This is a genomic window from Actinoplanes sp. GCM10030250 (assembly GCF_042666575.1).
Lineage (GTDB): Bacteria > Actinomycetota > Actinomycetes > Mycobacteriales > Micromonosporaceae > Actinoplanes.
Map to the genome: position 1 here is coordinate 130,005 of NZ_JBHTDO010000009.1, position 18,519 is coordinate 148,523.

At 70.8% G+C, this 18,519-nt stretch carries 15 protein-coding genes; 7 read left to right on the top strand and 8 right to left on the bottom strand.

Annotated features, from left to right (window positions below):
• Positions 1-434 precede the first annotated feature (434 nt).
• From ACFQV6_RS14720 to ACFQV6_RS14740, 5 genes are all read right to left on the bottom strand, one after another.
• Entirely contained in the window at positions 435-2,681 is a 2,247-nt protein-coding gene (locus tag ACFQV6_RS14720; protein WP_378028015.1) for a putative bifunctional diguanylate cyclase/phosphodiesterase, read from the bottom strand.
• 7 nt (positions 2,682-2,688) lie between these two features.
• Positions 2,689-3,498 (bottom strand): SAM-dependent methyltransferase, encoded by an 810-nt coding sequence (locus ACFQV6_RS14725; protein ID WP_378028016.1) that lies wholly within the window; start codon positions 3,496-3,498, stop codon positions 2,689-2,691.
• Positions 3,499-3,639: 141 nt separating this feature from the next.
• Entirely contained in the window at positions 3,640-4,689 is a 1,050-nt protein-coding gene (locus ACFQV6_RS14730; protein WP_378028017.1) for a M14 family zinc carboxypeptidase, read from the bottom strand.
• A 69-nt stretch (positions 4,690-4,758) separates the two neighbouring features.
• Positions 4,759-5,910: an acyl-CoA dehydrogenase family protein gene (locus tag ACFQV6_RS14735; protein WP_378028018.1), complete on the bottom strand. Its 1,152-nt coding sequence runs from the start codon at positions 5,908-5,910 to the stop codon at positions 4,759-4,761.
• Positions 5,910-6,581, bottom strand: a complete 672-nt coding sequence (locus tag ACFQV6_RS14740) for a TetR/AcrR family transcriptional regulator (RefSeq protein ID WP_378028019.1) — start codon at positions 6,579-6,581, stop codon at positions 5,910-5,912. The genes ACFQV6_RS14735 and ACFQV6_RS14740 overlap by 1 nt, the downstream gene beginning before the upstream one ends.
• A gap of 111 nt (positions 6,582-6,692) precedes the next feature.
• Here ACFQV6_RS14740 and ACFQV6_RS14745 point away from each other — a divergent pair, with 111 nt between their 5' ends.
• Entirely contained in the window at positions 6,693-9,680 is a 2,988-nt protein-coding gene (locus tag ACFQV6_RS14745; RefSeq protein WP_378028020.1) for a crotonase/enoyl-CoA hydratase family protein, read from the top strand.
• Positions 9,681-9,694: 14 nt separating this feature from the next.
• Positions 9,695-11,290: an acyl-CoA synthetase gene (locus ACFQV6_RS14750; protein WP_378028021.1), complete on the top strand. Its 1,596-nt coding sequence runs from the start codon at positions 9,695-9,697 to the stop codon at positions 11,288-11,290.
• A 168-nt stretch (positions 11,291-11,458) separates the two neighbouring features.
• Here the strand turns inward: ACFQV6_RS14750 and ACFQV6_RS14755 are convergent, their stop codons facing one another.
• Positions 11,459-12,067: a helix-turn-helix transcriptional regulator gene (locus tag ACFQV6_RS14755; protein WP_378028022.1), complete on the bottom strand. Its 609-nt coding sequence runs from the start codon at positions 12,065-12,067 to the stop codon at positions 11,459-11,461.
• A gap of 153 nt (positions 12,068-12,220) precedes the next feature.
• Here ACFQV6_RS14755 and ACFQV6_RS14760 point away from each other — a divergent pair, with 153 nt between their 5' ends.
• From ACFQV6_RS14760 to ACFQV6_RS14770, 3 genes are all read left to right on the top strand, one after another.
• Positions 12,221-13,216 (top strand): hydrogenase expression protein HypE, encoded by a 996-nt coding sequence (locus ACFQV6_RS14760; protein WP_378028023.1) that lies wholly within the window; start codon positions 12,221-12,223, stop codon positions 13,214-13,216.
• On the top strand, positions 13,216-13,680 hold the full coding sequence (locus tag ACFQV6_RS14765; RefSeq protein ID WP_378028024.1) for a hypothetical protein: 465 nt from the start codon (positions 13,216-13,218) through the stop codon (positions 13,678-13,680). The genes ACFQV6_RS14760 and ACFQV6_RS14765 overlap by 1 nt, the downstream gene beginning before the upstream one ends.
• A gap of 262 nt (positions 13,681-13,942) precedes the next feature.
• Complete coding sequence (locus ACFQV6_RS14770; protein ID WP_378028025.1) at positions 13,943-14,497, top strand: hypothetical protein; 555 nt, start codon at positions 13,943-13,945, stop codon at positions 14,495-14,497.
• Here ACFQV6_RS14770 and hypB read toward each other — a convergent pair.
• Positions 14,490-15,125 carry a hydrogenase nickel incorporation protein HypB gene (gene hypB / locus ACFQV6_RS14775; RefSeq protein ID WP_378028026.1) on the bottom strand — a complete coding sequence of 212 codons (636 nt, stop codon included), beginning with the start codon at positions 15,123-15,125 and terminating at the stop codon, positions 14,490-14,492. The genes ACFQV6_RS14770 and hypB overlap by 8 nt on opposite strands.
• 51 nt (positions 15,126-15,176) lie before the next feature.
• Complete coding sequence (gene hypA, locus ACFQV6_RS14780; RefSeq protein WP_378028027.1) at positions 15,177-15,506, bottom strand: hydrogenase maturation nickel metallochaperone HypA; 330 nt, start codon at positions 15,504-15,506, stop codon at positions 15,177-15,179.
• A 174-nt stretch (positions 15,507-15,680) separates the two neighbouring features.
• On the opposite strand from hypA, the gene ACFQV6_RS14785 reads away from it, so the two are divergent.
• Both ACFQV6_RS14785 and ACFQV6_RS14790 read left to right on the top strand, forming a co-directional pair.
• The gene (locus tag ACFQV6_RS14785) at positions 15,681-16,727 is read left to right on the top strand and encodes a hydrogenase expression protein HypE (RefSeq protein WP_378028028.1); all 1,047 of its coding nucleotides are present in this window, start codon (positions 15,681-15,683) and stop codon (positions 16,725-16,727) included.
• Between the two features lie 14 nt (positions 16,728-16,741).
• The gene (locus tag ACFQV6_RS14790) at positions 16,742-18,517 is read left to right on the top strand and encodes a nickel-dependent hydrogenase large subunit (protein ID WP_378028029.1); all 1,776 of its coding nucleotides are present in this window, start codon (positions 16,742-16,744) and stop codon (positions 18,515-18,517) included.
• Positions 18,518-18,519: the final 2 nt, after the last annotated feature.

An 18,519-nucleotide genomic window follows, 5' to 3' on the forward strand; every position in this document is an offset into this window, starting at 1 on the left:
ACCGAACCAGCTGGCTCCCAGCGGGGTGTTTCAGGCCGCGCGACCCCCCTCACGCCCAGCCCACCGAACCAGCTGGCTCGCAGCGGGGTGTTTCGGGCCGGGAGGCACCCCTGACGCTCAGCCCACCGGACCAGCTGGCTCCCAGCGGGGTGTTTCAGGCCGCGCGACCCCCCTGACGCCCAGCCCGCCGAACCAGCTGGCTCCCAGCGGGGTGTTTCGGGCCGGGAGGCACCGCTGAGGGCCAGCTGGGGAGGGGGCGGAAAGCGCTGAGTGGGGGGTGAGGCTTTGAGCAGGGGGTTTGGAATGGGGCGAGCCGCCCCGGCACCGGAGAATCGGCGACGAAGCGGCTCGAGCTGGCAGCGCTTCCCGGGGAGGACCCGACCCCTGGGAGCGCTCCCAAATGACGTTACAACACATTTACGTTGATGAGAAGATCAGATGGTGGCCTTGGATTCGCTGCGGAGCAACTCGGTCACCTCGTCGGCGGGGAGTGGGCGCGCGAAGAGCCAGCCCTGGCCCGTGTCGCAGCCCAGTTGGCGCAGCCGGTCGGCCTGCAATCGCGTCTCCACTGCCTCCGCGGTGACGCTGATACCGAGCGCGTGAGCCAGCCGCACGATCGTCTCGACGATCTCGGCATCAACCGAAACGCCGACCGAAGCGCCATCCGAGACGCCCGAAGCGCTTGCACCGGGCTCGCGTAGACCGTCCACGAATGGGCCGGCAAGCTTGAGTGTGTGCACCGGCAGCCGCCGCAAATACGCAAGGTTGGAATACCCGGTGCCGAAATCGTCGATCGCGATCCGGATCCCCCGCTGTGCCAGCCCGTCCAGCGCCCGCAGCGGCGCACCCTCCGTGTCCATGATCGCGTTCTCGGTCAGCTCCAGCATCAGCAGTCCCGCGGGCAGCCCGGTACGCGCGAGCACCCCCTCCACCTCCGCCACGAACCCCGGCTCGTGCGTCTGCGACACCGTCATGTTGACGCTCATCGACACCCGCAGCAGTGGAAAGTCCCGAGCCCACTCGGCCGCCTGCGTACAAGCCTGCTCCAGCACCCAGCGCCCCAGCTCAAGAATGACGCCGGTCTCCTCGGCGAGGGGGATGAACGCGTCCGGCCCCAGCAACCCCAGCACCGGATGCCGCCAGCGGACCAGCGCCTCCACACCGCGGAGCCGCTCATCGGCCAGCGACACCAGTGGCTGGTAGACGACGGTGAATTCCCGCCGATCGAGGGCGTCCGGCATCGCGGCGGCCAGTTCGTACCGGGCGGCCTGGCGGGCGTTGCGGTCGGCGTCGTACATCACGAAGCGCCCGCGGCCCTCCTGCTTGGCCACGTAGAGGGTGAGGTCGGCCGCTTTCATCAGCTCGACCGGGCTGGTCTCGGCCACCGCGCTCTCCACCACGCCGATGCTGGCCGTGACCCGCATCCGGTGCTGGCCCACCTGATAGGGCCGGGCCAGTTCGGCGAGCACCCGCTCGGCAAGGTCGCTGAGCCCGGCCGGGTTCTCGGCGAGCAGCACGAACTCGTCACCGCTCATCCGGCCCGCAACGAGGCCAGGCCCAGCCACGGAGCCAGGCCCAGCCACGGAGCCAGGCCCAGCCACGGAGCCGGGTTCAGCCACGGAGCCGGGCCCCTCCATAAAGCCATGGCCGGGCCCCGCCACGCACCGGCTGAGTCGTCGCGCCACGGCGACCAGCAGCGAGTCACCGACCTGATGGCCGAGAGTGTCGTTGACCCGCTTGAACCCGTCCAGATCCAGATAACAGAGGCCGACCCGGGCCCCCGGCACCGGATCGCCGAAGATCCGGTCGAGGTGGCCGGCGATCATCGCCCGGTTGGGCAGGCCGGTCAGCGGGTCGTGGGTGGCCTGGTGTTCGAGGCGGTCCTGCAGGCGCAGCCGGTCGGTGATGTCCTGCACCATGGCGATGGTGAACTCGGGGGCACCGTGCTCGTCCCGGATCAGCGAGGCGGTCATGTCGGTCCAGACGACCGCGCCGTCCTTGCGGTAGTAGGCCTTCTCCAGGCGGACGTGGTCCCGCTCGCCGTGGATCATCTCCTCGTAGAGCCGCCACATGTCGGGCGGGTCGCTGGGGTGGGTGAGGTGCGGGACCATCAGGTCGCACATCTCGTCGGGGTCGTAGCCGAGCAGATCGGCGAAGGCCTGGTTGACGCGGACGATCCGGCCGTCCATCGAGCTGACGCCGATGGCGACGGCGGCGCTGAAGAAGATCGCGCGCAGCCGCTCCTCGCTGGTGCGCAGGGCGCGTTCGGTGGCGTTCTGTGCGGCGAACACCGCCTGGGTGAGCCGCTCCTGTTCGGCCATGGTGGCGACGCGCAGCGCGGAGGCGTACCCCGAAGCAACCGCTCCCTGGATCTGCACCACGCGCTCGCGATGTCCCGGGCCGGCGCTCGCGGCTGCCGCGAGGTGGCTGCCGATCACCGAGACGGTGGCCGCCAGCACGGCGGGGTCGGTCAGATGCGCCTCGACCAGCGCCGCACCCACCTCGGCGGTGCGGCGCTGGTCGAACCGGGGCGCGCGCAGCGCGGCGGTGAGCCGCCCGGTGAGCCGGCGCAGGAGCGCGCCGAGCTCGCCGGTGTCCATCGGGACGAAACCGGCACGGGCCACCCGCCGCCGCCAGCGCCGGGCGAAGGCGGCCGGCCCGGCGACGTCTTGCGGTGGCATCCCCCGGTCAGTTCTTGCGGCCGACGCCGGCGTACGCCCCCACCCGCTCGGGATGCTCGTCCACCGGGTCGTCCGGGTCCGGCCGCCACTGCGGAATGAACACGAGACCCGGTTCGACGAGCTCGAACCCGTCGAAGTAGGCGGCGATCTGTGGACCGCCGCGCAGGACGATCTCGGTCGCCGTCCGCCCGGACAGCCGCTGCGCCTCGATCACCTCGGGCGGTTGCCCGTCCCCGGTCGCGTGCGAGACCAGCAGGTAGCTGCCGGTCGCGAGCGCGTCCCGCAGTGCCGCCACCACACCCGCCGGGTTGTCGGAATCGGGCACGAAGTGCAGCACCCCGGCGAGCAGCACGGCGACCGGCTCGTCGAAGTCGATCAGGCCGAGTTTCTCGCTCTCGGCCAGCACCCGGTCGACGTCGCGCACGTCGGCGCAGATCACCCCGGTCCGGTCGACGCCGGCGAGGATGGCCCGGCTGTGCTCCACGGCCACCGGATCGATGTCGACGTAGACGACGCTCGCGCCGGGTGCCGCCTCCAGCGCGATCTCGTGCACGTTGCCGGCGGTCGGGATGCCGGATCCGATGTCCAGGAACTGGCGGACCCCCTGGCCGGCCAGGAAACGCACCGCCCGGCGCAGGAAGACCCGGTTGGAGCGCATCGTCTCGCCGATGTTCGGCGTCATCGCGGCGATCTGGTCGGCGAGCGCGCGATCCACAGCGAAGTTGTGCGCCCCGCCGAGGAAGTAGTCGTACACCCGGGCGGCACTGGGCCGATTGACGTCGATCCCGGCCGGCACCCAGTCGTTCGGACCCGTCACGGCGCACCCTCCTCGTTGGACACTGTGTTGTGGACCTTTCAAGAACCACAACTGTCTATCGTCCCGGGCCGGGGAAGGCAAACTATTCGGCGTTTCCGCTTGTCACCACCAAAAACAGTTAAGAACCTTCTTCTGTACGACTCAAGCAGCGCCTTCCAGCTGCGGAGTCCGAGCGGCTCCCGGCAGGGCCGGTCCGCGCGCCGGGATCTCGTCCGCCCGGGCCGGGTCGATGCGCCACAGCGAGCCGTCCGCGGCACCCACGGCGGTCGCCAGCATCGACACGAACGCCGTACGGATCTGGAACTCGACCTGCTCCTCGGGCAGGTTCGACAGCTCCACCAGCAGCGACGCGCTGCCCAGAATCCCGTACGCGTTGCGCGCGATCCCCTCGTAGTCACCGCCCGGGTAGCGGGTCACGTAGGCGCCCGGGTAACGGCCCGTCGCCTCGTCGGTGCGCACCGCCAGTTGCCGTCCCGCGGTCACCACGCCGGCGGCCACCAGCGGGCTGGTCGGCCACAGCACCGAGGCGGTCGTCTCCTCGCCGCCGGGCTGCAGGTAGCGGCCCTGCATGTGGTAGTCGACGACGATCCGCGGGCGGGTCCGCTGCCACAGGCGGAGCACGGCCCGTGACTCCGGCACCGGGTTGTCGGCGATCGGGGTGAGCGGGTTGTGGAAGCGGTTGATGTCGTAGCCGACGCCCGGCTCGGAGTAGTCGCCGGAGGCGTCCGGGTCGTGGTTGTAGCGCTGGTCACGTACCGCGCCGTCGGGGTTGGCCTGCACGACGACGTCGATGGTGACCCGGCTCAGCAGGCTCCGGTGCCAGCGGCTGTCCGGCACGCCGAGGGCCCAGAGCAGGCGTACGGCGGCCGGGGTGCCCAGCGGTTCGTCACCGTGCTGTTGGGTGACGTAGAGCAGGCGGGTGCGCCCGTGCCCGATGGTGGCCAGACGCAGGGCCCGGCCCTCGTTGCTGCGCCCGATGACGCCGAGGCGGACCCGGCCGTCGCTGTCGCGGGCGATCCGGGCCAGAGCCCGGCGCACGTCGCCGGGGCTGGGCCGGTCCGGGACGAGTTTCGCCGGCACTGAGGCGGCGAGGTTGTCCGCGGTGACCGCCGGTGCGGCGTGCGCTGGTGCGGAGATCAGTCCGGCGCCGAGGACGGCAGCGGTGAACAGGGCGGCGAGCGTGGTCTTCACGGCGGCTCCTGAATCGTAAGACGTCGATGTCTTAGGCCACCGTAGAGGACCGCTCGCCGCCGCACATGATCAGCGGCCGTAGCCGAACACCTTGGCGGCCAGGTCGGTCATCACCTCGGTGGCGCCACCGCCGATGCCCAGGATGCGGGTGTCGCGGTAGTGCCGCTCGACCTCCGACTCACGCATGTATCCCATGCCGCCGTGCAGCTGGACCGCCTCGTCCACCACGTACTTGCAGGCTTCGACGGCGGCGTTCTTGGCCAGGCAGACCTCGCCGAACACCGCTTCGCCGCCGGCGTGGCGAACGGCGACCTGCCGGGTGTACGCCCGGGCCAGCTCGATCCGCTGGCGCATCTGGACCAGCTTGTGCTGCACGACCTGCCGGGCGATCAGCGGCTTGCCGAAGGTCTGGCGGGCACGCGTGTACTCCAGGGTCAGGTCCAGGCACCGCTGCGCCACCGCGTACGCGTGCACCGCGGCGATGATCCGCTCCGGGACGAAGACCTGGCCGATCAGCAGGAAGCCGGTATTCTCCGCGCCGATCAGGTTGGCGGCCGGCACCCGGCAGTCGGCGAAGGACAGCTCGGCGGTGTCGGAGCAGAGCCAGCCCATCTTGTCGAGCCGGCGGGACACGGTGAAGCCCGGCGTACCGCTTTCGATCACCAGCAGGCTGACACCGGACGCGCCGGGGCCGCCGGTGCGCACCGCGGTGGTCACGAAGTCGGCCCGCGTACCGGAGGTGATGAACATCTTGGCCCCGTTGACGACGTAGTCGTCGCCGTCGCGGACCGCCGTGGTGCGCAGCGAGCCGACGTCGGAGCCGGCGTCCGGCTCGGTGATGCCCAGCGCGGAGACCTTCTCGCCGGCCAGGGTGGGGCGCACGAACCGCTCGATCAGGGTGCTGTCGCCGGTGGCGACCATGTGCGGCAGCGCGATGCCGTGGGTGAACAGCGAGGCGTGGCAGCCGGACGAGCCGCCCGCCTCCAGGAACGCCTCGGTGGCGACGACCGTGTCGACGGTGTCGCCGCCCTCGCCGCCGCACTCCTCCGGGAAACCGATGCCGTAGAGGCCGGCCTTGGCGGCGCGCTGGTGCAGGTCGCGGGGCAGCTCGCCGGCGTGCTCCCAATCGGTCAGGTGCGGGGCGATCTCGCGGCGGACGAACTGGGTCATGGCGTCGCGCAGCGCGAGGCGTTCCGGGGTGGCGTAGGGGTCCGGGTACATCAAAGCTCCTTTACGGCGGGCCGGGGTGCGGGGTGGGGGCGCTCGACGAGGGTGTCCGGGTCGCGGCGGCCGAGCAGGATCGCGGCGGCGCGTTTCCAGCGCCGGATGAGCAGCTCGCGGCGGGCCAGGTCGCCGCTGACGATGCCGGTCATGGCGGAGCCGGTCAGCACCTCGAAGGTGAACTGGACGACGGTCGCGATCCGCGGGTCGCCGGGCTGGGTCTGATCCAGCAGGGCGCGGGAGCGCTCGTGCAGCACGCCGAAGACCTCCTTCTCCACCGGGATCAGGGCGTCGCGCAGCTCGGCGTCGGTGCGTGCGGCGTTCCACAGCTCGAGCGCGGCCCAGAACAGCGGTGAGGAGAAGTGCCGCCAGACGACGTCGATCAGGGCGTCCAGGCGGTCGGCGCCGCCGGGCACCGCGGCCAGCTCGGCGGCCAGGCCGTCCAGGCGGCGCCGCGCCACGTGCTGGACGGCGGCGACCAGGAGGTCCACTTTGGTGGGGAAATGGTGGAGCAGGGTGCCGCGCGGGACGTCGGCGCGGGCCAGCACCTCCGAGGTGGTGGTCTCGGAATATCCGCGCTCGACGAGGGATTCCACGGTGGCGTCGAGGATCTTCACCCGGGTCGTCTCGCTGCGCTGTGCCTGGGTGCGCCGCCCCTGTTCCGCTGCCACGCACTTACCGTACGACGTGACGGTTACTTTTGTCTCGCACCCGATCCCACCAGCTCTTGCCGTGACCCAGTTCACTCATTTACCGTCACGCCAGACTGTTAGGGGGACTCGATGCCGAGTGGCAGGGTGCGCGCCGGGCTGGCTGTCGGCCGGGCGCTGGCGGGGACCGTGCTGGGCCGGTTCACCAGCCGTCCGGCGGCCGCGTCCGCACCGCCCTCGGTCGAGCCGCCGCGCGAGCTGGCGTACCCGTACTCCGCCTCGCAGGAGATCGCGGCCGGTCCCGAGCAGGTCTTCGCCGTCCTGGCCGCGCCCGCGCGGATGGCCGACTGGCTGCTGATGCACACCGGCTGGCCGGGTGAGCCGCCCACCGGCATCACCGTCGGCGCGCGCTTCGCGCAGCGCGTCAAGCTCATGGGCATGCCGACCGAGGTGCGCTGGACGGTGGCCGGGCTTCAGGATTTCCGTACGGTGTGGCTGGACGGAACCGGTCCGATGGGGATCGTCGTCGGGCTCTACCTGTCGCTGACGCCGACCGCGACCGGCACGATCGTGCGGTGTGACGGAGGGGTCGAGGGCGGGACGGCGGACGGGCCGCTCGGGCCGATGGTCGCCCGGAATCTGGCCGACGCCATGCAGAAGTCCCTCGCCAAGCTCGCTGACGTGGTCACCTCCCCGGCCGCCGGTCCCGGATCTCGTGCCGCCGGATCTGGTACTCCTACTGGGGCTGGTGGCGGCAAGGCTCGTGCGGCCGCTGCCCGGCCCGTTTCTGATCGGGTCAAGCCGGCGCCGATCCGGCACGAGCGCACCGGGCTGGACGTCGACCCGTGGACGCCGGTGATCGTCGGCGTCGGGCAGGTTTCCGAGCGGTCCACCGAGCCGCTCGGCGGCGACCCCGTCGCCCTCGCCGTCCGGGCCCTGCACCAGGCCGCGCAGGACAGCGGCGCCGGCGCGGACCTGCTGGCCACCGCCGACTCGGTGGGCTACGTCGCCAGCGTCTCCTGGCAGTACCAGGACGGTGCCGCGCTGATCGCCGAGGCGGTCGGCGCCCACCCCGCGGAAACCGTGCAGACCAGCATCTTCGGCGGCGACGGCTCGCTGCGGCTGCTCAACGACACGGCGGCGGCGATCGCCGGCGGCCACGTCTCGGTCGCCCTTCTCGGCGGCGCCGAGGCCGCCGCGACCGCAGCCGCCGCCGAACGCGCGGCCCGGGAGCTGTCCTGGCCGGGACAACCGGAGGGTACGGTTCCGGCGCGCACGGTCGGCGTGGACACCACGCCCAACACCGACATCGAGATCGCGGCGGGCCTGGTCGCGCCGATCTACGTGTACGCGCTGATCGAATCAGCCGTCCGCGGCCGGCTCGGGTTGAGCCCCGACGAGCACCGGGACCGGATCACCGGGCTGTGGTCCCGGTTCTCCGAGGTCGCCGCCGAGAACCCGCACGCCTGGCGGCCGGAGAGCCGGACCGCCGAGGAGCTGGCCACGCCGGACGGTGACAACCGGCCGATCTCCGCGCCCTACCCGAAGCTGCTCACCGCGAACCTCCAGGTGAACCAGGCCAGCGGCATCATCCTGTGCAGCGCCGAGGCGGCCGAGCGGGCCGGTATCGCCCAGGACAGGTGGGTGTTCGCGCACGCCGGGGCGCACGCCACCGACGAGTGGTATGTGACCGAGCGCAACGACCTGGCGTCCTCCCCCGCGATCAACGCGGTCGGCACGGCCGTTCTGGATCACACCGGCATCACGATCGACGACGTGCGGCACGTCGACCTGTACGCGTGCTTCCCGTCGGCGGTGGAGATCGGGGCGGCGGAGCTGGGCCTGCCGCTGGACGACCCGGATCGCCCGCTGACCGTCACCGGCGGGCTCACGTTCGCGGGCGGGCCGGGTAACAACTACACGAGCCACGCGATCGCGAACCTCGTACCCCTGCTTCGATCCGACCCGGAGTCCTACGGCCTGGCGACGGCCCTCGGGTGGTATCTGACGAAGCACGCCGCGGGCGTGTTCTCGGCCCGGCCGCCGCGCCGGGCCTACCGCGACGCCGACGCCGACCTGCGCCTCGCGCGGCCCGCCGCGCGCAAGGTCAGCACCAGCTGGACCGGTCCCGCCGTGCTCGAGGCCTACACCGTCCCCTACGGCCGCGACGGTGAACCGGAAGCCGGCATCGTCACCGCGCTGACCGCAAATGGTCAGCGGGTGGTGCGGCGGGTCACCGACCGGGAGCTGACCGGCCGGCTGCTCGCCGAGGACCCGCTCGGGTGGCAGCTCGACATCACCGCCGACGGCTTCACGATCGCGGACACCACACCCGCCGCGCTGCCGCCCGCCGGTGAGCCGCCGGTGCTGGTGGAGTGGCACGGACCGGTCACCGTGATCCGGCTGAACCGCCCGGCCGCCCGCAACGCCGTCGACCTCGCCACCGCGCGCGCCCTGGAGCGGGCGTTCGACGCGTTCGAGGCCGACCCCGGCGCGCGGGTCGCGGTGCTGACCGGAAACGGTCCGGTGTTCTGCTCCGGGATGGACCTCAAGGCCGCCGCCCGCGGCGAATACCCGGTCACCGAGGGCCGCGGGCTGCTCGGCCTCACCGCCCGGCCACCGGCCAAACCGCTGATCGCCGCCGTGGAGGGCACCGCCCTGGCGGGTGGCTGCGAGCTCGCGCTGGCCGCCGACCTGATCGTGGCCGCCGAGGACGCCACGTTCGGCATCCCGGAGGTCACCCGCGGCCTGGTCGCCGCGGCCGGCGGCGTGCTGCGGCTGGCGCGGAGCCTGCCCCGGGCCACCACCCTCGAACTCGCACTCACCGGTGCGCCGATGCCCGCCCGGCGCCTGCACGACCTCGGTCTGATCAATCGCACCACCCCGTCCGGCAAAGCCCTGGAAACCGCACTCGACCTGGCACACCAGATAGCCGCGAACGCACCCCTCGCGGTTCTGCTCTCCAAGCGCATCGTCGACGAGCACCACGACTGGAGCACCGCGGAGTCCTTCGACCGGCTCTCCGGCATCGCCGCCGAGGTGATGGGCTCCCCGGACGCTCTCGAGGGCGTCCGCGCGTACGCCGAGAAGCGCGCCCCCGTCTGGAACCCGCCCTCCTAACAAAGGCCCTGACCATGATCGAACATCTGCAAGCCGTCCTGCGGATGCACCAGATCGGCATCGTCAACCTGTTGAGCCCCGGCCGGCTGCTGCGCGCGGCCAAGAACAACTCGCGGCTCGGCCCGCAGGCCGCCCTGATCATGAAGGCCGCCTCCGAGCACCCGGACCTCCCGGCCGTCACCGACGAACGCGGCACCCTGAACTACCGCGAGCTGAACACCCGGTCCAACTCCCTGGCCCACGCCCTGAAGAAGCTCAACCTGCCGGACCGTTCGGTGGTCGGCGTCCTCGCCCGCGACCACCGTGGCCTGGTGCTGGCGATCAGCGGTGTCGCCCGGGCCACGCTGCGCCTGGCGCTGATGAACACCGGCCTCGCCAAGCAGCAGTTCGCCGAGGTGGTGGCCCGCGAGAAGGTCCGGGTGATCCTCTACGACGAGGAGTTCGCCGACCTGGTCGCCGGCCTGCCCGAGGACATCCCCCGCTACACGACGTGGGGCTCGACCACAGACCCGTCGATCGACGAGCTGATCGCGGCGCACCCGTCCACGCCGTTGCCGCTGCCGGACCGGCCGGGCGGGTTCATCATCCTCACCAGCGGGACCACCGGGCTGCCCAAGGGCGCACCGCGGACCAAGGTGTCGCCGCTGGCCAGCGCCCTGATCGCGGACCGTATCCCGTTTCCCCGGCAGGGCGCCGCGGTGATCGCGTCACCGCTGTTCCACAGCACCGGCTTCGGCGCCTGGACCGTCGGGCTGTCGCTGTCCAACCACGCCGTGCTGCTGCGCCGCTTCGACGCCGAGCGGATCCTGCAGGCCATCGCCGAACACCGTGCGCAGATGCTCGTCGCGGTGCCCACCATGCTGACCCGGATCCTCGCCCTCGGCCCCGAGATCATCAGCAAGTACGACACGTCGTCGCTGAAGACGGTCTTCGTCGCCGGCTCGGCCCTGGCGCCCGAGCTGACCAGCCGCTTCCACGACCAGTTCGGCGACGTCATCTACAACGTGTACGGCTCCACCGAGGTCGCCGTCGCCTCGGTCGCCCAGCCGGCCGAGGCACGCCGGGCACCCGGAACCGTCGGCAAACCGCCGGTCACCGTGCACGTCGCGCTCTTCGACGACGAGGACCGCCGGATCACCGAGCCCGGGGTGCACGGGCGGGTGTTCGTGCGTACCGGCATCCCGTTCGAGGGCTACACCGACGGCCAGCACAAAAAGGTCATCGACGGCTACATGGCCACCGGCGACCAGGGCCACTTCGACGCCGAGGGCCTGCTGTTCATCGACGGCCGTGACGACGACATGGTCATCTCCGGCGGCGAGAACGTCTACCCGGTGGAGGTGGAGAACCTCCTCGCCGAACGCGAGGACGTCCTCGAGGCCGCGGTGATCGGCGTCGACGACCCGGAGTTCGGCAAGCGGCTGCGCGCCTTCATCGTCCCCACCGACTCGTCGGACCGCGACCCGCAGGTCATCAAGGACCACGTGAAGGCGAGCCTGGCCCGCTACAAGGTTCCCCGCGATGTGGTTTTCCTGGACGCGCTCCCCCGCAACCCGACCGGCAAGGTCATCCGCCGCGATCTCCCGACCGGCCCCCTCACGGAGAGCTGACCGCCCGCGCCTACCTCCTGACGCCATCGCCCACCCTCCTCCCACGGCCGTCGCGGCCGTCGCGGCCGTCGCGGCCGTCGCGGCCGTCGCGGCCGTCGCGGCCGTCGCGGCCGTCCCAACGTGTGCGGCGGTTCGCGAGCCGGCCCGGAGTCATGTCGGAGCCGTGGCTCAGTGGAACGGCTCGCCGAACTCCTCGCGGATCCGGTAGAGGTCGCGCAGGCGGGGTTCGGTGGAGCCGGCCACCCAGCGGCTGATGGTCTTGGTAGACACCTCGAGGCGGCGGGCTGCCGCCTCCATCGTCAGGCCCTCCTGGCGCAGTCGGCCGGACAGCCACGTGGAGAACGCCTGCTGGGCCACCGGCCCGGCCTCCGTGAGCGACGCGGAGACCACCGCCCGGCCGGTCGCCACCCGGCCGGCCGGCTGCACCGTCGCCGCCCGGCCGCCCGCCTGGACCGTCGCTACCTGGCCACCCGCTGCCTGGACTGCTGCCGTAGCGGCCGGGCGCACCGGCGCTGCGATGTCCGGTGCGAAGAGCACGTCCACCTCGGCGCCGGCCGGGAAGAGCCGCAGTGAGACCTGGATGGTGCCGGCGGCGCCGGCCGCGTCCAGCAGGACGTCGGCGACCCGCTCGCCGAGCAGGCGGATGTCGTCGTCGGACACCGATTTGCCGGTCAGCTGGCGGCGCACGAAGTCACGGACGTCCGGCAGGGCGGCGGGGCGCGCCGGGAACGCCTGCGCCACCACCTCGAGCGGCAGGATCTCGATACTCTCCGCCATCGGACCCCCTTCCAGCAGATCAGGGCCGGTTCCGCAGAGGCCCTAGGCGAGCTTACGGTCACCGGCCACACCCGATCGGGTGACAACTCCACTGTGCCGCACCCGCTAGCATCGCTTGCATCCAATCCGCCGACGTTCGGATGGAGATGCCCGGTGAACGTCCCGTCCGCGGACGACCGTGAGCAGGTGCTGCACATCCTCTGGATGAACGGCGGGCTGAGCTGCGACGGCGAGTCCGTTGCGCTGACCGCCGCCACCCAGCCGAGCATCGAGGAGATCGTCGCGGGTGCCCTGCCGGGCCTGCCGGAGATCGCGCTGCACTGGCCGTATTTCGACTTCGACAGCGGCCCCGACCAGAGTTCGGACAGCTTCATCGAGTGGTGGCACCGGGCCGACCGGGGCGAGCTCGATCCGTTCATCCTGATCGTCGAGGGTTCGGTGCCCGACGAGACGAACAAGGCGGAGGGCTACTGGAGCGGGTTCGGCAACGATCCGCTGACCGGGCAGCCGATCACCGCGTCCGAGTGGCTGGACCGGCTGGCGCCCAAGGCGACAGCGATCATGGCGGTGGGCACCTGCGCGGCGTACGGCGGTGTGCACGCGATGGCCGGCAACCCGACCGGGGCGATGGGCGTGCCCGATTATCTGGGCTGGGACTGGAAGTCGAAGACCGGGCTGCCGATCGTGTGCGTGCCGGGCTGCCCCACCCATCCGGACAACCTGGCCGAGACGATCCTGCACATGCTCTACCAGGTGGCCGGGCAGGCGCCGCAGATCGAGCTGGACGAGTCGCTGCGCCCGCGCTGGCTGTTCGAGACGACGGTGCACTCCGGCTGCGACCGGGCCTCCTTCTACGACCAGAGCGACTTCGCCACCGGCTACGGTTCGACGAACTGCCTGGTCAAGGTGGGGTGCTGGGGTCAGGTGGTCCGGTGCAACGTCGCCAAGCGCGGCTGGATCAACGGGGTCGGTGGCTGCCCCAACGTGGGCGGCATCTGCATCGCCTGCACGATGCCCGGTTTCCCGGACAAGTTCATGCCGTTCATGGAGGAGCCGGCGGGAGCGGCGCCGGCGGACGCTGGTTACGTGCCGTTGATCCGTACGCTGCGCGGCTTCACACTGCGCGTCTCCACCCAAACGGCCGGCTGATGACCAGCGCTGAGGAAGCGGGACAGCACATCGACCGGCTGCTGACGCAGTTGCGCGACAGCACCGATCCGAACGCCGCTCCGGCCGCCGAGGAGCTGGTCCGCCACCTGGTTCAGCTCTACGGGGACGGCCTGACCCGGATCGCCGCGATGCTCGGCCCCGACCGGCTGACCGAGCTGAGCGCCGACCCGCTGGTGGCGAGCCTGCTGCTGGTGCACGACCTGCATCCGGTGCCGGTGGCCGACCGGGTCCGGCAGGCGCTGGCCGGCACCGGCGCCGAGCTGCTGGGCATCAGCGAGAGCGGCGTGGTCCGGCTCCGGGTGACCGCGTCACGGTGCGGCGCGGCCGGGCAGATCGAGACCGCTGTCCGCCGGGCAGCCCCGGAAGTGTCCGGCGTGGATCTGGCGACGCGGCCGCCGTTGCTGCAGATAAAACCGCGGCCCGTCATGCACGGGGACAGTTGACGCACGCCATCGCCCGGTAGGCCCAACTTGGTCCGGGTAGCGGTCCGCGGCACCGGACACAACTGTCCACCGCACCCCTCATCACCCGTCTGAGCAGGCTTTTCACCCACCCCGCCGTACGCGGCACCGGCCCATAAGTGTGCGGACACGCTTGGCCCTGGCGCCGGTGACTCACCGTCATGCAGCCTGTTCACGGAGCCGCCCCGACGGCTCGACGACCCCCGACGACTTCATGAGGTGGACAGCCTTGCTCTGGCAGCGAATGACGACACGAAGAAAGCTCACGGCCGAGCCGGTGGAGTTCCGGTGGGGCGGCGGCAGCACGGCGCGGCGCCCGCGGCATGTGCCGATGGTCATCCGGGAACCCGAGGCCGTGTGGCTCGAGGTGGAGCCCCGGTCCTCGGTCACGGTGGCCGCGGTCCGCGAGGGCGACGCTGATTGGCACCCCGAGCGGGTGATGCGGCGCCTCGCCGAGTTGGCGGCCGGCGAGGCGCTGCTTGTGGTCCTCGGCTCCGACGACCGGCCCGTGGGTGACGCGGTGGTCGCCGAACTGCGCCGGTGTCTGCCGCTGCGCGAGGTGGTCGCGGTGCCCGTCCGTCACCGCCACGGCCAGCTGCTGCGTGACGCCGCCACCGTGGAGGGTCTGCTCGACGCCGGCCGCCTTCCGGTGGTGGTCACACCGGCGGGCACGATGCTCGACGTCACCGCCGAGATCGCCAGTTACCTGCGGGCCGACCGGGTGCTGCGGGTGCTGGACACCACCGAGGGCGCCGGCCTGTGCCAGGTGTGGCGCCGGCCCGAGCCGAGCGTCAACTGATGGCCAGCCAGTCGTACCAGGATCCGACGTTGTCGCCCCGGGTGGCGGAGAGGGCGACGACCTCGGCGCGCGGGTTGACCGACGCGACATACCCCCGGCAGGCGCCGAGATCGAAATCGACATACGGCAGGAGGTCTACCTTGTTCACCACGACCAGATCGGCAGCAGCGAACATGTACGGATATTTCAACGGCTTGTCGGTGCCCTCGGTCACCGAGATGATCACGACTTTGCTCTCCTCGCCCAGGTCGAACAACGCGGGGCAGACCAGGTTGCCGACGTTCTCCACGAACAGCAGGGAGCCGTCGGCCGGGGACAAGCGGTCCATCGCGCCGTGCAACATGGCCGCGTCCAGATGGCAGCCGGCGCCGGTGTTCACCTGCACGACCGGGCATCCGGTACGCCGGATCCGCTCGGCGTCGAGCCGCGTCTCCTGATCGCCCTCGACGACCGCCACCGGCCGTGTGCCGCCGGTGTCGCGGATGGTGCGCTCGAGCAGCGTGGTCTTGCCGGATCCGGGTGAGCTCATCAGGTTGACCGTACGAATTCCGCGGCCGGCCAGCCACCGCCGGTTCGCCGCGGCGAGTTCGTCGTTCTTGGCCAGTACCTTTTCCTCAAGGGTGACCACCTCGTGGGCATGCGGAGGTGAATGCCCGCAACCGCACGTCGCGCACATGGCTCAGCTCACCTCCATCGAGACGATCTGCAATTCGCGTCCCGCGGTCACGCTCAGATCGGCGCTGCCGCACGGGCACAGCAGGATCAGATCGGCGAGTTCGATCTCCGCCCCGCAGTCCCGGCAGCGCGCCGCACCGGCCCGCTGCTCGATCGCCAGCTCGGCGCCGTCGGCCACCGTGCCCTCCACTGCCAGGTCAAAGCAGAATCGCATTGCTTGGGGGACGACCGCCGTCAAAGCTCCGATGCGGACAGTCACCCGGTGGACCGTACGGCCCGCGGCCCGCTCGCAGACCGCGTCCACGATGCTTTCCGCGATCGCCAACTCGTGCATACCGGTCCCGATCCGAGGGCGCAAGACGAGGTCGTCCGGTCAGGTAGCCATCTACCGAACGGATTGACATTGTTACACGGCGCAGGTTTAGGGTGTTACCTGCCTCACACGTACGGGCCGAGCGTCGACCCCACCGCCTCAGGGGTCGTGGAAGACCCCGGAAACGGGTCACCCATGCCACCAGACGATTCGGGCGACACCCTCATCCACGTTCTCTGGCTCAATGCCGGCCTGAGCTGCGACGGTGACTCGGTCGCGCTCACCGCCGCCACCCAGCCCAGCATCGAGGAGATCGCGCTCGGCGCGCTGCCCGGCCTGCCCCGGATCGCCGTGCACTGGCCGCTGATCGACTTCGAGTGCGGGCCCAACGGCGGCGCCGACGACTTCCTGGAGTGGTTCTTCCGCGCCGACCGCGGCGAACTGGATCCGTTCGTGCTGGTGGTGGAGGGGTCGATACCCAACGAGCTGCTGCACGACGACGGTTACTGGAGCGGGTTCGGCAACAACCCGGCCACCGGGCAGCCGATGACCACCAGCGAGTGGCTCGACCGGCTGACACCCAAGGCCACCGCCGTCGTGGCGGTCGGCACCTGCGCGACCTACGGCGGGATCCACGCGATGGCCGGCAACCCGACCGGCGCGATGGGCGTACCCGATTATCTGGGCTGGAATTGGAAGTCCAAGGCGGGCATCCCGATCGTCTGCGTGCCGGGCTGCCCGATCCAGCCGGACAATCTCTCCGAGACGCTGACCTACCTGCTCTACCAGGCCACCGGCCAGGCGCCGATGATCCCCCTCGACGAGGCGCTGCGCCCGTCCTGGCTGTTCGGGCAGACCGTGCACGAGGGTTGCGACCGCGCCGGCTATTACGAGCAGGCCGACTTCGCCGACGAGTACGGCTCGCCCCAGTGCATCGTGAAGCTGGGCTGCTGGGGTCCGGTCGTGAAGTGCAACGTGCCCAAGCGCGGCTGGCTCAACGGGGTGGGCGGCTGTCCCAACGTGGGCGGCATCTGCATCGGCTGCACCATGCCCGGTTTCCCGGACAAGTTCATGCCGTTCATGGACGAGCCGCCGGGCGGCCGCCTGTCCACCAGGCTGATCGGCCCCTACGGCAAGACCGTCAAACGGCTGCGCGCCATCACCGCGCACACCCTCGACCGGGAGCCGCGATGGCGCCGGCCGGGCAAAGAGCTGACCACCGGCGCGACCCGGACCTGGTGACGGGAGAGGACGACATGACCGCCACCCCGAGCGGCAAGGACACCGAGCTCGTCGAGATGGCCTGGGACCCGATCACCCGGATCGTGGGCAGCCTCGGCATCTACACCAAGATCGACTTCAAGCAGCGGATCGTCGCCGAGTGCCACAGCACCAGCTCGATCTTCCGCGGCTACTCCATCTTCATGAAGGGCAAGGACCCGCGCGACGCGCACTTCATCACCAGCCGGATCTGCGGCATCTGCGGCGACAACCACGCCACCTGCTCCTGCTACGCGCAGAACATGGCGTACGGCGTGAAGCCACCGCACCTCGCCGAGTGGATCGTCAACCTCGGTGAGGCCGCCGAGTACATGTTCGACCACAACATCTTCCAGGAGAACCTGGTCGGGGTGGACTACTGCGAGAAGATGGTCGCCGAGACCAATCCGGGTGTGCTCGAGCAGGCCAACCGCACCGAGTCGCCCAACGCCGGCGCACACGGCTACCGCACCATCGGCGACATCATGCGCTCGCTCAACCCGTTCACCGGCGAGTTCTACCGCGAGGCGCTCCAGGTCAGCCGGATGACCCGGGAGATGTTCTGCCTGATGGAGGGCCGCCACGTGCACCCCTCCACGCTCTACCCCGGCGGGGTCGGCACGGTCGCCACCATCCAGCTGATGACCGACTACCTGACCCGGCTCATGCGGTACGTGGAGTTCATGAAGAAGGTCGTGCCGATGCACGACGACCTGTTCGACTTCTTCTACCAGGCGCTGCCGGGCTACGAGCTGGTCGGCAACCGGCGGATCATGCTGGGTTGCTGGGGTTCGTTCCAGGACCCGGAACACTGCAACTTCAAGTACGCGGACATGACCGACTGGGGCCGCAGGATGTACGTGACCCCCGGCATCGTCGTGGACGGCGAACTCCTCACCACCGACCTCGTGGAGATCAACCTCGGCATCCGCATCCTGCTCGGCTCGTCCTACTACGAGGACTGGCAGGACCAGGAGATGTTCGTGACGCACGACCCGCTCGGCAACCCGGTCGACCGGCGTCACCCGTGGAACCAGCACACCAACCCGCGCCCGCAGAAACGCGACCTGGACGGCAAGTACAGCTGGGTGATGTCGCCGCGCTGGTACGACGGCAAGGACTACCTGGCGCTGGACACCGGCGGCGGCCCGCTCGCCCGGCTCTGGTCGACGGCACTGGCCGGCCTCGTCGACATCGGCTACGTACAGTCGACCGGCAGCTCGGTGAAGATCAACCTGCCGAAGACCGCGCTCAAGGGCCCGGTCGAGATGGAGTGGAAGATCCCGCGCTGGAGCAACACGATCGAGCGCAATCGGGCCCGCACCTACTTCCAGGCGTACGCGGCGGCCTGTGCCCTGCATTTCGCGGAGAAGGCGCTCGCCGAGATCCGTGCCGGGCGCACCAAGACGTGGGAGCCGTTCGAGGTGCCCGACGAGGGCATCGGCTGCGGTTTCACCGAGGCGGTCCGCGGCGTGCTGTCGCACCACATGGTCATCCGGGACGGGAAGATCGCCAACTACCACCCGTACCCGCCGACGCCCTGGAACGCGAACCCGCGCGACACCTACGGCACTCCCGGACCGTATGAGGATGCCGTTCAGGGTCAGCCGATCTTCGAGGAGAACGACCGGGAGCACTTCAAAGGCATCGACATCATGCGTACGGTGCGCAGCTTCGATCCTTGTCTTCCGTGCGGGGTCCACATGTACCTGGGCGGCGGCAAGACCCTCGAGCTGCTGCACTCGCCCACCCAGTCGGCCGGGAGCGAGTGACC

Excerpts from the sequence above, each read along its gene's own strand:
- ACFQV6_RS14735 (WP_378028018.1), bottom strand. The coding sequence starts at position 5,910 with ATGTACCCGGACCCCTACGCCACCCCGGAACGCCTCGCGCTGCGCGAC.
- ACFQV6_RS14745 (WP_378028020.1), top strand. The coding sequence starts at position 6,693 with ATGCCGAGTGGCAGGGTGCGCGCCGGGCTGGCTGTCGGCCGGGCGCTG.
- ACFQV6_RS14785 (WP_378028028.1), top strand. The coding sequence starts at position 15,681 with ATGCCACCAGACGATTCGGGCGACACCCTCATCCACGTTCTCTGGCTC.
- ACFQV6_RS14755 (WP_378028022.1), bottom strand. The coding sequence starts at position 12,067 with ATGGCGGAGAGTATCGAGATCCTGCCGCTCGAGGTGGTGGCGCAGGCG.
- hypA (WP_378028027.1), bottom strand. The coding sequence starts at position 15,506 with ATGCACGAGTTGGCGATCGCGGAAAGCATCGTGGACGCGGTCTGCGAG.
- ACFQV6_RS14770 (WP_378028025.1), top strand. The coding sequence starts at position 13,943 with ATGACGACACGAAGAAAGCTCACGGCCGAGCCGGTGGAGTTCCGGTGG.
- ACFQV6_RS14790 (WP_378028029.1), top strand. The coding sequence starts at position 16,742 with ATGACCGCCACCCCGAGCGGCAAGGACACCGAGCTCGTCGAGATGGCC.
- ACFQV6_RS14765 (WP_378028024.1), top strand. The coding sequence starts at position 13,216 with ATGACCAGCGCTGAGGAAGCGGGACAGCACATCGACCGGCTGCTGACG.
- ACFQV6_RS14750 (WP_378028021.1), top strand. The coding sequence starts at position 9,695 with ATGATCGAACATCTGCAAGCCGTCCTGCGGATGCACCAGATCGGCATC.
- ACFQV6_RS14720 (WP_378028015.1), bottom strand. The coding sequence starts at position 2,681 with ATGCCACCGCAAGACGTCGCCGGGCCGGCCGCCTTCGCCCGGCGCTGG.